Below are 14,800 nucleotides of genomic sequence, written 5' to 3'. Positions count from 1 at the left end.
CAGCGTTTAGATACATCGCAATCAGTACGCTTTTAAAAGCAGCACCAGTTAAGTATGGAAAATCCTATTTATATACTGAAACGGATGAGATGGATCTGACGTATTTTGTAGAATACCAGTGTAACGTTATCTTAAGAGCAATTCAGAAATTCAAAGATGCTTATAAAAAGTCTGCCGATGATATTGAAGCATTTAATACATGGATCATGACTTCAGGCTTATATCGAAAGCTCAATGAAAAACAAAGAGTTGTGTTTCTTGTGGCAAAAAGCGGCACGGCCACAGAATTTACTGCTGCTAATGTGCAAAAAAATCTTGGATGTTCTTATAATACTGCTTCAACTGCTTTGAAAGGATTAGTTGAATTGGGAATATTTGGTAAGAAGGCGAATGGCCGAGAAACAGTTTACTTTATGCTTGAAAAGCAACAAATCCAAGTAAATTGGAAGAGCTAGGGCAAAAGCGTTTAACGAGCCATATATGGACGCTCCCGGTGAGTCAAGACATACTCGGGAGTGTTCAAATTTCTGTATCATTTCTTTAAGCTATACCAAAAAGAGATGATTTATGACCACACCTACTTTTGATATCAATGCTGCCATTCAAGTACTACGTGAAGGTAAAGATCTCACCGGCAAGGCAAGGCAAGGCAAGGCAGGGCAAGAGCATGAATATTTATTGACCAATACATGCATCTGATTGACCTGCATCTCGGACTGTAGAAAAGGCGCCTAAGCGCCTTTTCTATTTCAGTTTTGGGTAAACCACTCAAAACCTCAGATTTGATGACTCACCCACAGCAGAGCTGATTACACAATCAGATCATACTCTTCCCGTAGGATCTTAATAATATCTGCCTTTGGATTGACTGGCAGCGGAATTGCCGCGCCAGTCACCTTCTCGGCGATGCCGGTGTAAGTGCGCGACACTTGCATCATCGCCTCAAGTGGCAGGGCATTATCGCGGGCGAGGGCTTCGCGCTCTGGCATTCTGTCCTTGTTGAGCAGAATATCCGGATCGGGGAAATGATTTAACAGGAATTGGCGGAAGCCTTCCTTCGAGTTTTCAAGGATCTGGCCATCGCGGTAGGCGGCGCCGTCCCAAATGCGGGAGGAATCGGGCGTGCCCACTTCATCCATATAAATCAGTTTTGAGTTGCCGTTTTTATCGGTCACATAACCGAACTCGAACTTGGTATCCACAAACACTTGGTCAAGGTCGGCCAATGCTTTTGAAATCACCTTAAAGCCGTCTTTTAACAGCTTTTCGTACAGGTCGATATCTTCTACCTTTTCAAAACCAAAGGCTTGGTAGTTGGCCTCGATATCGCTGCGGCTGATGTTAACGTCATCCTGCGCGGGCACACCGGGGATCCCGGTTAAAATGCCTTTGGTTGAAGGGGTGATCAGTAACTCAGGCAGTTTTTGATCTTTTTCTAAACCTTCAGGCAGGGTGATACCACAGAATACGCGCTCGCCCTTGGAGTAGGCGCGCCACATGGAGCCGGTAATGTATTGGCGGCAAATGGCTTCGACTTTAATCGGCCGGGCTTTTTGGACGATCCACACGAAGGGATGCGGAATATCTAAAATGTGGCTGTCGGCTAAACCGTTTTCGGCAAATAACTTAAACCAATGATTAGAAATGGCATTTAATGCCGCGCCTTTACCTGGAATGCCTTTTAAGCCGCCTTCACCGTGGAAGATGCAGTCGAAGGCAGAGATACGATCGCTAATCACCATAATGGCAAGTGGCGTATCTTCGGGCACATTGTAGCCCTTGGTGGCAATTAATCGGCGGCTGTCGGCATCGGTTAGCCAGTAAACGCTACGCACCTTGCCGCTATGGACGGGGCTGTCGGTGCGGATGGGTAAATCGTTGTTCACGGCTAATACGGAATCAGCAAGACTCATGACGAGTATTCCTTAGGGTAGAGAGTGTAGGGATAAGGTGGTTATCGGTGTTGGTTTGTACTCGGGCGTAGTGTCGAAAGCGTGCCTGGGTGAGTAAAACCTTTTTATTATTTGCCAGTGGCAGAGCTGCGAATGCTCGGCGCCTGCTGGCGGGATTTGATGTTACGCGTTGAACAGCAAAAGTCGTATTTTCGGGCGGATTTGAAGGAAAGGGGGGTGGTGATAATAAAACGGAAGAAACAAACCTCGAGCAAGGTTGGCACCACAAGGATTGTGGTCTGCTAAAGCGGGAGCGCCCCGTACCATTTTGCTCGAAAATGCTAACCATTAATCCGAGTTAACCCTGTTAGACAGCCGCGAAAAAGTGGCGCCATTCTACCTTTTTTGACGAAATTTGCCACGGCTATTTATGCCGAACTGTGGGCGAGATCTTAGGCAAAGAGGTTGGCGGAGAAGGACTTTCGTTATCATTCTCTCAAGCTGATATAGTGTGTGTGCCTAGGCGCTTGCACAGAAGTTTGCACTGATGTCTGCGCCGATGTTTGCCTAGGCGCTTGCACAGATGTTCGCACAGATGTTTGCACGGATGTTTGTATCGATGTTTGCATGTAAGTCTGCGCCCTTGTTTGTGGGCCTTGAGCCATGGGCGGCTGCGAGCTTGCCGGCGTTGCCCCCATGTAACTTGGTATGATGGGACGAATGGATTTTTTAAATGAGTAAGGTGAGTTGATGACATCGATGATGATGGCGCGGGCGGCATCACAGGAGGACGGCTTTTTGGGGGAGCACTTTAAGGGCTTGTCTGAGAATGGGCAGCAATGGCAGGGAATCGTCTTTGAAGATTGCGAGTTTGTCGATTGTCAGTTTAGCGAGAGCACGTTTCGGCGGTGTCAGTTTATCGACTGCCGCTTTGTGCGCTGCAACTTAAGTTTACTCAAGGTGCCACTGTGCCAGTTCAATGGGGTGGAGTTTGTAGAATGTAAGCTAGTCGGGATTGATTGGACCTACGCCACATGGTCAAGGTTGGCCTTTGCCGCGCCCTTGTCGTTTACCTTATGCATTCTTAACGACAGTTCGTTTATGGGGTTGTCGCTTGATGAGGTCACGATGCAGGCGTGCAAGGCCCACGATGTTGATTTTCGCGAGGGCAGCTTTAATCAAGCCAATTTTCGCGACACAGATTTTAGCCACAGTCTGTTTGGTCGCACCCAATTACTTGGCGCGGATTTCAGCCAAGCCTCGCATTATGATATTGATATTTTTAACAATAAAATTAAAGGCGCGAAATTTAGCTACGACCAAGCTATCCGCTTACTCCATGCACTCGAGATTGAGCTCGTCGATTAAGGCAGCGCATGTCATCCTGTTATTACCCTCATAAGATCATACGCTTTCGCAGCAATTAACTAACAACTGCTGTTGATCCTATTCACAGTTTTCTTGTGTCTTTTTCGCTTTTAGGTGCGTTAGATCACGCACCCCTTCCCTATGTGGTTTACCACAATATCGGCCTAAGCCCCTTGAGCGTCACAATCCTCGCAGATGATGAGTGTTGCCGCGTGCTGCAAGGTGATGGCAATCCAGTGGGATGCTGTGACGCTCGTATGACCAAAAATATAAATAATCAGTGAACAAACCGCAGCTTGAACGCGCCATGAGGGCGGTGTCAGGGCGGGGTGAGCGTGATGGAGGTAACCATGATAGAGCTTAATAGGCGAGCCTTTTTAAAGGGCGCTGGGGCGAGCGGTGCAACCTGTGCCTTAGCCAGTTTGCTACCGGGCAGCTTAGCGGCGCTAGAGAGTAAACAGCTAAAGGGCATGGGCAAAGACATTGCCAGCATTTGCGAAATGTGCTCTACCCGTTGCCCAATTTCGGCGCGGGTGATTGAAGGTAAAAACGTCTACATTAGCGGTAACAAGGCGGCCAAATCCTTTGGCGGTAAAGTCTGTGCCCGCGGTGGTGCTGGCCATAGTTTACTGTACGATCCACAGCGGATCGTCAAACCCCTTAAGCGGGTGGGTGAGCGCGGTGAAGGCAAATGGGCCGAGATCAGTTGGGATGAAGCCTATCAGCTTATTGCAGATAACCTGAATAAAATCAAAAAAGAGCATGGCCCTGAGGCCGTGGCTTTCTCGTCAAAATCGGGCTCGCTATCTAATCATATTTTTCACCTTGCCACAGCGTTTGGTAGCCCAAATACCTTTACCCATGCATCGACTTGCCCAGGTGGTTATGAAATTGCCGCCAAGGCCATGTTTGGCACTAAGGTAAGCCGTGATTTAAGTAACTCAAAATACATCATTAACTTCGGCCATAACCTGTACGAAGGCATCAACATGTCCGAAACCCGCGGCATGATGGCGGCGCAAATGGATAAAGGCGCTAAGCTGGTGGTGTTTGAGCCAAGATTCTCTATCGTTGCCGATAAAGCCGATGAATGGTACGCCATTCGTCCCGGCACCGACGTCGCGGTTGCTCTCGCACTGTGCCATGTATTGATTGAAGAACATCTCTACGACAAGGCCTTTGTTGAGCGTTATGTCGAAGGGTTTGACGCCTTTGCCGCCGAGGTCAAAGCCTATACCCCTGAATGGGCTGAAGGTATCTCCGACGTGCCTGCCAAAGATATTCGCCGCATTGCCCGCGAATACGCCGCTAAAGCCCCCCATGCCGTGGTGGATTTTGGCCACCGAGCCACCTTTACCACCGAAGAGTTTGAAATGCGCCGCGCCTTGTACGCCGCCAATGTGCTGATTGGCAACATTGAGCGCAAGGGCGGGATTTATATCGGCCAAAAACCAGGTGATTACAATAAATTAGCTGGGGAAGCGGTGGCGCCGGTACTGGCTAAACCCGGCGTGAAGGACATGCCTAAACCCACGGCGAAACGTATCGACCAAGTGGACGAGCAATACGCCATGATGTGGAGCTCGGGCGGGATTTATCAAACCATTTTGGATGCCACCTTAAGCGCGGTGCCGTACCAACTGCATGGCTGGGTGATGTCGCGTACTAACCCGATGCAAACCATGACCGACAGAGCGCGAGTGGTTGAAGCGTTGAAAAAACTCGACTTTGTGGCGGTTTGCGATGTGTATATCAGTGAAACCGCGGCCTATGCCGATGTGATTTTACCTGAGTCAACTTACCTTGAACGCGATGAGGAAATCGCTGACAAGTCAGGTAAAAACCCTGCCTACTATGTGCGCCAACGGGTGGTTGAAACCTTGGGGGATACCCGTCCTTCATGGCAAATCTTTAAGGATATTGGCCACGCCCTCGGTTTAGGCGAGTTTTATCCTTGGGAGAATATTGAAACGCTGCAACTGATGCAGGTTAACCGCGATGCGACGCTGCTGCGGCGCATTAAAGATGAGGGTTTTGTCAGCTTTGGTAAGCCTATCATGCTGCGCGAACCCAAAATGGTGGCGGAATTTGCAGCGGCTTATCCGGCGGCCCGTCCGGTGGATGAGGATGGCACCTATGCCAGCGCGCTCACCTTTAAAACCCCAAGTGGCAAGATTGAATTAACCTCCGCCAAGGTTGAAGCCATGGCGCCAGGACGCGGGGTGATTAAATACCGCGAAGTGAATCTTAAACAGCCTGACGAACTGTATATTATTCAGGGCAAAGTGGCGGTGCACACCAATGGTGCGACCCACAATATCCCCATGTTAGCCAATCTGATGTCCGATAACGCGGTATGGGTGCACCCAGTGACCGCCGGCAAGTTAGGGATCAGCAATGGCGATCCTATCCGCCTGACCAGCAGTGTCGGCAGCGAAGACGGGCATGCGTTAGTCACGCCGGGCATTCGCCCTGATACCCTGTTTGCCTATATGGGCTTTGGCTCTAAAAACAAAGAGTTGGTTAGAGCGACTGGCAAAGGTATCCACTGCGGAAACTTATTGCCCCACGCGACCGCCCCTGTGTGTGGCATGAATATTCATACCACTGGCGTCACGCTGGCAAAACGCTAATTGGAGGCTCAAATGACAAAAAGATATGTAATGGTGCACGATGAGAACAAGTGCATCGGCTGCCAAGCCTGTAACGTGGCTTGCCGCAGTGAAAATGGCGTCCCAGAAGGCGTGACTCGCTTACAGGTGCGGGTAGAAGGGCCTTTTGGTGAGATGCCTAACCTGCACTTTAAATACCATAGAGTATCGTGCCAGCAGTGTGAAGACGCGCCTTGCGTGAAGGTGTGTCCAACGGGCGCCGCCTATGTGGGCGAGGATGGCATTATCTCAATCCGTGAGGATAAATGTGTCGGTTGTATGTACTGCGTGGCGGCTTGCCCCTACAAAGTGCGTTTTATGAATCCTGAAACCAAAGTGGCAGACAAGTGTAACTTCTGTAAGGACACTCGCTTAGCCCGTGGCGAAGAGCCTGCCTGCGTGAGCGTATGCCCGACCGATGCCTTAGTGTTTGGCGATGCTAATGACCCGCAGAGTGAGGTGGCCACACTGCTCAATACTAAGATCACTTACCAAGATAAGACCCATTTAGGCACCAAACCTAGGGTATATCGCGTTCCTACCAAAAGAGGGGGGATTTGATTATGAATAATACTTGGGGCGATATGGCGCAATATGATCCCGTCACTTGGCATTGGGTCATCGCTGTTTACCTGTTTATGGCGGGTTTATCCGCCGGCAGTTTGTTGATTGGGATTGGTTTGCGTTGGTTCAATCAAGAACAAACGCAGCTTGAGAGCAATATTCTCAAGGCCGCGGCGATTATTGGTCCTGTGGCCATCAGCCTAGGTTTGGCTTGTTTAGTGTTTGATTTAACTAAGCCTTTCCACTTCTGGTTGATCCTCATCAACTACAACTTCCAGTCAGTGATGGCGATTGGGGTAATAGCGCTGCTGGCTTACTCTCCCTTGGCATTTGCCTACGCGATTTTAGTATTGCGTGACGATTTGCCAAAGTGGGGCTTAGGTTTCTTAGCGCCTATCGCTAAGCTGCTGATGCCCTTTAGAAAGCTGATTGAAGTGCTATTGTTTGTCCTCGCCATTGGTGTGGGTGCTTACACGGGCTTCTTGATCTCGGCCATGAATGCTTATCCGATGCTAAACACTGCGGTATTGCCAGCCCTGTTTTTGGTCTCTGGCTTATCAGCGGGGGCGGCGGCCAATGCGCTGCTGGCACTGGTGATGTTCAAAACCGACAGTCACGACAAGACCTTAGCCAAAATGCATGGCTTAGAGCTGCCAGTGATGGCCATCGAAATCATGTTCCTGTTTATGATGTTCTGCGCCTTGTACTTTAAGGGCGGTGCGGCGGCTGCGGCGCTGGCCTCACTCACCTCTGGCGTATGGGCAAGCGTATTCTGGATTGGTGTAGTAGGGATTGGCTTTGGTATTCCACTGCTGTTTATGCTGCTGCCTGCAGCGACCCGCCACACTAAGGGCGCCATGATTATGGTGGCCTGTGCCAGCTTAACCGGCGTACTCGCACTGAGACACTTTATCGTATATGCGGGCCAAAGCTATTTAAGTTAAGGCATTGAAGCCAAAGGGGATGTGCGCTAAAGGATTTGCGTCAAGGGATATGTGTTAAAGGATGTGCGCGAAAGGAGTGGTGCTTATTTAGTCATGCAAGATAGCGTTATGAGCCTCGCTTACACGCGCTTGCTGGAGGCTGAAATGGCTGACAACACACATCCCCACTAACCAAAAGCACCGATTATCGGTGCTTTTTTTATGGCTGCGATTGGCTGCGATTGGTTTCAATTGGCTGCGATTGGCAGGGGATTATTGCGGTAATAACTCCAGCACAGACTTGACCATGAGCACTAAGGCGCTGATGGCGCAAATGGCTAAAGTCGCTATTTTGGTTTTATGTTTATCAACGCTGCCCACCAGTTTGCCCGCCACGAGATAGCCTAAAAAGACCGAGGGCAATAGCATTAGCGACAGCCAGAAATGCTTGAGTTCAAGTAGGCCCGTCACCCCAAGAATCGCCAAGGCAATGGTCGAACTAAAAATAAAGAAGGCCGATAGCGCGGCGCGAAACTGCGAAGCCTCCTTACCCGCCAATAAAATCGCCATCGGTGGGCCGCCAATGGCGGCGATATTGCCAAAGATCCCCGAGACCACCCCCGCTCCAAATAAGGTGGCTTTATTCACGGGGAGGCTGAATTTATACAAGCTCAGTACCACGGCCACCGTTACAATGGCGGCAATCGCCAGCCCGAGAACCGGCTGCGGGGCAAAGAGTAATAGGCTCGCACCGATAAAGCCGCCGGGCACCCGACCGATGAGCGCATATTGCAAGCCATTGAATTCTAAATGGCCGCGTTCACGCAATAGGGTGAGAAGGGCGATGGAAAATCCCATGACGATCACAGGTGCAGGCACGAGTTGGGGATCGACAATGTACAGCAGCGGGCTGGCGACGACGGCTAGGCCAAAGCCAATCAGGCTCTGGGTGAGGGCGCCGAAAAACACAATCACGGATGCAAGTGCGAGCGTCTGGGGATCTATCATTGAGAACATAGGCTTCCATCTAAAAAAATAGGGATCGTTAATATCCATCGCGCGATGAGTATTAACGATCCCTAGGAGGACGGGGTGATGTGGGGTCGGAGCGCTATCGCTATTCCATGTCTTCCCACTCAATGCCCATCTGATCCATTAACCGCTTAGCTTCGGCGGGAATGCTGTCAGGGCTATCTTTCGACAGATCGGCGTCATCAGGCAGCGGCTGGCCCGTGTAGGCGTGCAAAAATGCTTCGCACAACAGTTCGCTATTCGTCGCGTGGCGCAGGTTGTTGACCTGACGACGAGTGCGTTCGTCCGTGAGGACTTTAAGCACCTTGAGCGGAATAGACACAGTAATTTTTTTTACCTGCTCATTCTTTTTGCCATGTTCAGCATAGGGGCTGATATATTCCCCATTCCATTCAGTCATTGACTCACCTGTTATAACGCGAAATTCGGGGCCGATTTTAACCCCTTACACACGACAGTCAAATTATTGCTACGATTTCTGAGCGATTGCAAACAGATTTCTTTATGTTTAGACGTCTAAACGTCTTAACGCCTATTGACGATGCCATTGGGCTTAGGTACATTTAGCCGTCCAGACATCTTTATTAGTCTATTCAATTGAGGAGTTTACTATGGCCGAGCGTCAATTAGCCACATTGGCAGTGCGTCAGGGGATTGAAAGCGATACCCAATATGGCGCGGTCGTGCCGCCAATTTACCTATCGACGAATTACGCCTTCGATGGTCATAAAAATCCTCGCGAATTTGACTATAGCCGCTCTGGTAACCCGACCCGTTGCCAGTTAGCCGAGGCCCTTGCCAAGCTCGAGCAAGGTAGCACCGCAGTGGTTACCGCCTCGGGCATGGCGGCGATTACCTTAGTGACCACCTTGCTGAGCTCTGATGATTTATTGGTGGTGCCCCATGATTGTTACGGCGGCTCGTATCGGTTATTCACCCACTTGGCAAAAAAAGGCCAATTTAGCTTAAAAGTGGTGGATCAAACCGACAGTCAAGCCTTGGCTGCCGCCCTCGCTTTGCGGCCTAAAATGGTGTGGCTAGAAACCCCCTCGAATCCGCTACTGCGAGTGGTCGATGTTGCCGCTATCGCCGCCGCCGCCCATGAGGTGGGTGCACTCGTGGTGGTCGATAACACCTTTTTATCGCCGATATTGCAGCAACCTATCGCGTTGGGCGCGGATATCGTTATCCACTCCACCACCAAATACATTAATGGCCACAGCGATGTGGTGGGCGGGGCGGTGATCGCTAAAGATCCCCAACTCGGTGAGACCTTACATTGGTGGTCAAATACCTTAGGCTTAACCGGCAGCGCCTTTGACAGTTATCAAACCCTGCGGGGCCTGCGCACTTTAGCCGTACGCATTCGCGAGCACCAACGCAATGCCCAGCGGATTGTGGCGTTACTCAGTCACAGCCCCGTAGTCAGCAAAGTCTATTATCCAGGCCTTGCGGATCACCCCGGCCATGCCATTGCCGCCAAGCAACAAACAGGCTTTGGCGCCATGCTGAGTTTTGAGCTTAAGGGCGGCGAGGCCGCAGTGGTCGCTTTTTTAGAGGCCTTAAGATTATTCAGCGTTGCCGAGAGTTTGGGCGGCGTTGAGAGTTTAGTGGCGGTGCCCGCGACCATGACCCACAGGGCGATGGCACCTGAGGCACGTTTTGAAGCCGGCATCACCGACACCTTATTGCGTTTGTCGGTGGGTATTGAAGATGCCGAGGATTTAGTTGCAGATATTCAAGCAGGATTGGCCGCCGTCGCGGCTTGTCAGTAGAGGGATTCGAGATGGCACGTTGTCACTTACATAAATTTGGTGGTTCCAGCTTAGCCGATGCCGATTGTTATCGCCGAGTGGCCCATATTCTGTTAACCCATGGTCACAGTGATGATCTGGTGGTGGTGTCTGCTGCGGGTAAAACCACTAACTTTTTATTTAAGTTGTTGTCGCTGCGCGATAGCAATCAATTATGGCAAGAGGAATTACACGTCTTAATCAGCTATCAGCAAGGCTTGATTGAACAGTTGTTATCCAGCGAGCAGGCTCAGGATCTGCGTGAGCGTTTAACCACAGATAAAGCCCAGCTCATCAGTCTGTTATCTTTAGATGTACGCAACGACTACCAAATTAATCATGTGGTGAGTTTTGGCGAGCGCTGGTCGGCGCGGCTGATGGCGGCGCTGCTGCGTGAATCGGGAGTGGCCGCAAGCCACGTGGATGCCTGTTCGATTTTGGTGGCCGATGAGGCCGCCGTACCGCAAATTCGCGTGTCAGAATCTCGCGCTAAAGTGCAGGCGTTATTGGCCGCTCACCCGCATGAGCGTTTAGTGATCACCGGTTTTATCTGTGCCAACGAGCGCGGCGATACTCTGTTACTTGGGCGCAATGGCTCAGACTTTAGCGCCAGCCTCATTGCCAGCTTAGCCGATATTGAGCGCGTGACTATTTGGACCGATGTGGAAGGGGTGTTCAACGCCGATCCAAATAAGATCCCCGATGCCAAATTGCTTAAAAGCATGTCCCTTGCCGAGGCCGACCGCTTAGCGCGGTTAGGCTCGCCCGTGTTGCATTCTCGCACTTTGCAGCCACTGTTTAACACTGAGGTGAGCTTGGCTGTGCGCTCAAGCTACGCCCCCCACACCGACTTCACCTTAATCGCGCCCCACAGCTCCTCAGCGAGTGCGCCGGTGGTGACCAATCTGAATGCGGTGGTGTTATTTGGCTTTAAGATCGCCGGCGATGTGACCAGTTTGCTTGAGCAACTCAGCGCCGCAGGATTAACGCCGCTGGCCCATTGGTTATCGGCGCATCAACGGCTTGAGCTTGCCTATACCGCTGAAAACCAAAAACAAGTACAAAAATTGTTAGAGGCGCAGGCCGAAGTTCTCGGCATTAAAGATTTGCAAATTAATACCGAGCTTGGCTTAGTGGCGCTGGTGAGTGCCGATGCCGAGCACTATCGCCGCAGCTTTGCTCGTTTATTGAGTCGCGATGCTAAGCCATTGTTTAGTGGTGACTTAAGTCTTGTGACGCTCGTGCCCCAATCCCAAGTTAATTTGTTGACCCAAAAGGTGCATCGCCGCTGCGCTGGCCCGCGTAAACGCATTGGGGTATTGCTGCTAGGGATTGGCAATATTGGTGAAGCTTGGCTCGAATTATTTAACAGTATTTCCCCTAAACTTGACCGTGAGCTTGAGGCCAAAGTGGAGCTGGTGGGCTTAGTGAGCTCCAGTAAGGCATTGATTACTAATGACGGAATTGAGTTAACTTGCTGGCGAGCGGCGTTTGACGCGCAGGCAACACCTTGGCAGTATGAGCATTTATTCGAGCAGTTAACCGAGCTGCACTGCGATGAGCTGGTGGCCTTAGATATCAGTGCCAGCGCCAGTTTAACCCTGCAATATCCTGAGTTGTTTGAGCGCGGCATCCATATTGTGAGTGCGAATAAACTTGCGGGCTCTGGACCATTGCCATTTTATCGCGAGTTGAAACAGCAGCTTGCCAATCGTCGGCTGTTTTGGCGCTATAACGCGAGCTGCGGCGCGGGCCTGCCAATCCAGCATGCGCTGAATGATTTGCGTAACAGTGGCGACAGTGTCGAAGCCGTGGGCGGCATTTTTTCGGGCACACTGTGCTGGCTATTTGAAAAATACGATACCAGTAAGCCGTTCTCTGAATTGGTGATGGAGGCTAAGGCGTTAGGGATCACCGAGCCGGATCCGCGCGATGATCTCTCTGGCCGGGATATGCAGCGCAAACTGCTGATTTTAGCCCGTGAAATCGGTCTTGAGATCGAGCTTGAGGATATAGAACTGCGCTCCTTAGTGCCGCCACAGCTTGCCGATATTCCCCTAGAGCAATTTGTGGCGCGCATTGGTGAGTTAGATGCGGATCTCTTGCAGCAATATGCGGCGGCCGCCGAGCAAAATAAGGTGCTTAGATACGTCGCCTCCCTCGATAATCGCGATGGCGAGCTAAAGGCCGAGGTCGGGTTGCAGTGGATTGATGCGAGCCACGCCTACGCCAATTTAACCCCCGGAGATAATGTGTTTGTGATTCGCAGCGCCTTCTACCAAGGTAACCCCTTGATCATCCGCGGTCCGGGAGCCGGGCGCGCCGTGACGGCCGCTGCCGTGCAGTCGGATTTGACGCAGATCTGCCGCGATCTTTTGCAAGAATAGTTATCAATTCATTCGCTTAAAGGACTCATTCGAGTCCTTTTTTGTTGGTTAGCATCCCCGTGGCCACCCCGCGCGAAGAAAATGCCATAAATGGTTTTTTTGAGCTTGACTTAACGGCCAGTTTCTCTAGTATGTGGACATATAGACGTCCAAACGTCCATATAGATTAAACTTCTGCATTAATGACACGAATAACACTTTTGCATTTATAGTCGTACTCGTTGCGCGACCCTGTCGCACTCGGGCGGTTGAGGAAATTTACATGGCTTTTCATCATGCACAACATGCACATTCGCTAAACCAGAGCTTATCGGAGCTTAATGGCGATATTAATGTTTCTTTTGAGTTTTTTCCGCCATCGACCCCCGAAATGGAGCAGATCCTGTGGAATTCTATTCGTCGTTTAGCGCCGCTTAATCCTAAGTTTGTCTCTGTCACCTATGGGGCAAACTCGGGCGTACGTGATCGCACCCACGGCGTGATTGAACGGATTCAGCAAGAAACGAACTTAGTGGCGGCGCCGCATTTAACCTTAGTCGATGCCAGTGATGAAGAATTGTTAGCGTTGGCGAAGCAGTATTGGCAGTCGGGCATCCGGGACATCGTGGCGCTGCGCGGGGATTTACCGGCAGGTAGCCCTAAACCGACTCGGTTTGCCGCGGATTTAGTGAGCCTGCTGCGCTCTGTGGCCGACTTTGATATTTCGGTGGCGGCTTATCCAGAGGTGCATCCCGATGCGCCCAATGCTCAGGCCGACTTGATTAACCTTAAGCGTAAAATTGATGCGGGGGCGAGCCGGGCGATTACTCAATTTTTCTTTGATGTGGAATCGTACTTACGTTTTCGTGACCGCTGTGTTGCGGCGGGGATCGATGTCGAAATTGTCCCCGGTATTCTGCCGGTAACTAACTTCACGCAGCTAAAACGCTTTGCCGGTATGACCAATGTGAGCTTGCCCAGTTGGTTACATCAGCAGTTTGATGGCCTCGACAACGATGCCGCGACCCGGCAGCTGGTGGGTGCGAATGTGGCGATTGATATGGTCAAAGTGCTGTCCCGCGAGGGGGTCAAGGATTTTCATTTTTACACCTTAAATCGCGCCGAATTGAGCTACGCGATTTGTCATACCTTAGGGGTACGGCCTAAAGGCTAGCATGGTACGGCGGGGATCTTGGCTTTGGGCTTGAAGCCTTAAGTTTTCGATTGTTTGTTTGGGGCGATGGGGTGTCAGACGCCATCGCTTGCCGCTTGGCTTTGCACATATCCCGATGAGGCTTACGTTGCTTCCCCTCTGGGAGGGTAAGACATCGGGTGAGTGAAATCCCTAAATTAAGGTATGCTGGTCAATCTGTTGTGAACTTGCCCTTTTCTTAAGCCATTTTAAATCGAGTGTATATGTTTCTAGCGCCTTATTTTTCTAAGCAAAATCAATCTATTTGCGTTTCAGCACAACAAGCCAGTGACTTCGCCAAAAAAATTGCCCAGGACTTTAATCCCATCCATGATGTGGGCGCAAAGCGCTTTTGTGTGCCTGGGGATTTATTGTTTGCCTTAGTGTTGACCCAATATGGCCTTAGCCAAAACATGAAATTTAGCTTTGCCGGGATGGTGGGCGATGGCGTTGAACTGCAATTCCCTGAGCAGGTTGGGGCGGATTTTTCGATTTGTGACAGCCGCGATAAGGTTTACCTTAATGTCAGTCGTCAGGGGGACGTGAGTCGCTGCGATGCGCAAACGGCGGCTTTTATTCAGCAATATGTGGCCTTTTCGGGGCATAACTTTATCGATATTTTGATCCCGTTAATGGAGCAACATCAGGTGATGATCAATCCTGAGCGCCCCTTGGTGATTTACGAAAGTATGTCCTTTGATTTGATTACCCTTGATTTTGTGGATGTGAGGCTCTCTTTAGTGGGACAAGCGCTCACCATTGCGGGCAAACGCGGTGATGTGACGTTGCATTTTGAGTTGCATTGTGGCGAACGGTTAGTCGGAACGGGGATGAAAACCTTAGTGATGAGTGGCCTGCGCCCATACGATCCAGTATTTGCTGCGCAAATGTGCGCCACCTACGAAGGCCGCAAAACGGAGTTTTAAGTGCGCTAATGTGCGTGTTAACGGCTGTCAAGGTCAATTTTAGCGCGGTTAAGCTGCGCAGTAGTATCACCTTTTATTGAGGTAAAACAAAGG

Annotated in this window: 12 protein-coding genes and 1 pseudogene; 10 read left to right on the top strand and 3 right to left on the bottom strand. The window is 50.6% G+C overall.

Going from position 1 to position 14,800, the window contains the following annotated elements:
- Both ACRCZA_RS00700 and ACRCZA_RS00695 read left to right on the top strand, forming a co-directional pair.
- Positions 1 to 455: pseudogene (locus ACRCZA_RS00700) on the top strand (Fic family protein); the annotation flags it as partial.
- A gap of 112 nt (positions 456 to 567) precedes the next feature.
- Positions 568 to 699: a hypothetical protein gene (locus ACRCZA_RS00695; protein ID WP_438672570.1), complete on the top strand. Its 132-nt coding sequence runs from the start codon at positions 568 to 570 to the stop codon at positions 697 to 699.
- A 110-nt stretch (positions 700 to 809) separates the two neighbouring features.
- Here ACRCZA_RS00695 and ACRCZA_RS00690 read toward each other — a convergent pair whose 3' ends face one another.
- Positions 810 to 1,913 carry a phosphoribosylaminoimidazolesuccinocarboxamide synthase gene (locus tag ACRCZA_RS00690; protein ID WP_438672569.1) on the bottom strand — a complete coding sequence of 368 codons (1,104 nt, stop codon included), beginning with the start codon at positions 1,911 to 1,913 and terminating at the stop codon, positions 810 to 812.
- 729 nt (positions 1,914 to 2,642) lie between these two features.
- Here ACRCZA_RS00690 and ACRCZA_RS00685 point away from each other — a divergent pair.
- The 4 genes from ACRCZA_RS00685 (at position 2,643) to nrfD (ending at position 7,419) form a co-directional block, all read left to right on the top strand.
- Positions 2,643 to 3,260, top strand: a complete 618-nt coding sequence (locus ACRCZA_RS00685) for a pentapeptide repeat-containing protein (protein ID WP_438672568.1) — start codon at positions 2,643 to 2,645, stop codon at positions 3,258 to 3,260.
- A gap of 350 nt (positions 3,261 to 3,610) precedes the next feature.
- Positions 3,611 to 5,893 (top strand): thiosulfate reductase PhsA, encoded by a 2,283-nt coding sequence (gene phsA, locus ACRCZA_RS00680; protein ID WP_438672567.1) that lies wholly within the window; start codon positions 3,611 to 3,613, stop codon positions 5,891 to 5,893.
- Positions 5,894 to 5,905: 12 nt separating this feature from the next.
- Positions 5,906 to 6,472 carry a 4Fe-4S dicluster domain-containing protein gene (locus ACRCZA_RS00675; protein ID WP_438672566.1) on the top strand — a complete coding sequence of 189 codons (567 nt, stop codon included), beginning with the start codon at positions 5,906 to 5,908 and terminating at the stop codon, positions 6,470 to 6,472.
- A 2-nt stretch (positions 6,473 to 6,474) separates the two neighbouring features.
- Complete coding sequence (gene nrfD / locus ACRCZA_RS00670) at positions 6,475 to 7,419, top strand: NrfD/PsrC family molybdoenzyme membrane anchor subunit (protein WP_438672565.1); 945 nt, start codon at positions 6,475 to 6,477, stop codon at positions 7,417 to 7,419.
- Positions 7,420 to 7,671: 252 nt separating this feature from the next.
- Here nrfD and ACRCZA_RS00665 read toward each other — a convergent pair whose 3' ends face one another.
- Positions 7,672 to 8,415, bottom strand: coding sequence for a TSUP family transporter (locus tag ACRCZA_RS00665; protein ID WP_438672564.1), 744 nt, complete (start codon positions 8,413 to 8,415; stop codon positions 7,672 to 7,674).
- Positions 8,416 to 8,515: 100 nt separating this feature from the next.
- The gene (gene metJ / locus ACRCZA_RS00660) at positions 8,516 to 8,830 is read right to left on the bottom strand and encodes a met regulon transcriptional regulator MetJ (RefSeq protein WP_438672563.1); all 315 of its coding nucleotides are present in this window, start codon (positions 8,828 to 8,830) and stop codon (positions 8,516 to 8,518) included.
- 211 nt (positions 8,831 to 9,041) lie between these two features.
- Between metJ and metB the strand changes: the two genes are divergently transcribed.
- From metB to ACRCZA_RS00640, 4 genes are all read left to right on the top strand, one after another.
- On the top strand, positions 9,042 to 10,205 hold the full coding sequence (gene metB / locus ACRCZA_RS00655) for a cystathionine gamma-synthase (protein WP_438672562.1): 1,164 nt from the start codon (positions 9,042 to 9,044) through the stop codon (positions 10,203 to 10,205).
- Between the two features lie 11 nt (positions 10,206 to 10,216).
- Positions 10,217 to 12,610: a bifunctional aspartate kinase/homoserine dehydrogenase II gene (locus ACRCZA_RS00650; RefSeq protein WP_438672561.1), complete on the top strand. Its 2,394-nt coding sequence runs from the start codon at positions 10,217 to 10,219 to the stop codon at positions 12,608 to 12,610.
- 262 nt (positions 12,611 to 12,872) lie between these two features.
- Positions 12,873 to 13,763 carry a methylenetetrahydrofolate reductase gene (gene metF, locus ACRCZA_RS00645; RefSeq protein WP_438672560.1) on the top strand — a complete coding sequence of 297 codons (891 nt, stop codon included), beginning with the start codon at positions 12,873 to 12,875 and terminating at the stop codon, positions 13,761 to 13,763.
- Positions 13,764 to 14,005: 242 nt separating this feature from the next.
- The gene (locus ACRCZA_RS00640; RefSeq protein WP_438672559.1) at positions 14,006 to 14,707 is read left to right on the top strand and encodes a DUF3581 domain-containing protein; all 702 of its coding nucleotides are present in this window, start codon (positions 14,006 to 14,008) and stop codon (positions 14,705 to 14,707) included.
- Positions 14,708 to 14,800: the final 93 nt, after the last annotated feature.

Origin of the sequence: Shewanella sp. (assembly GCF_051658185.1) — a bacterium.
Classification (GTDB): Bacteria; Pseudomonadota; Gammaproteobacteria; order Enterobacterales; family Shewanellaceae; genus Shewanella.
This window is presented reverse-complemented; position numbering and strand designations above follow the sequence as displayed.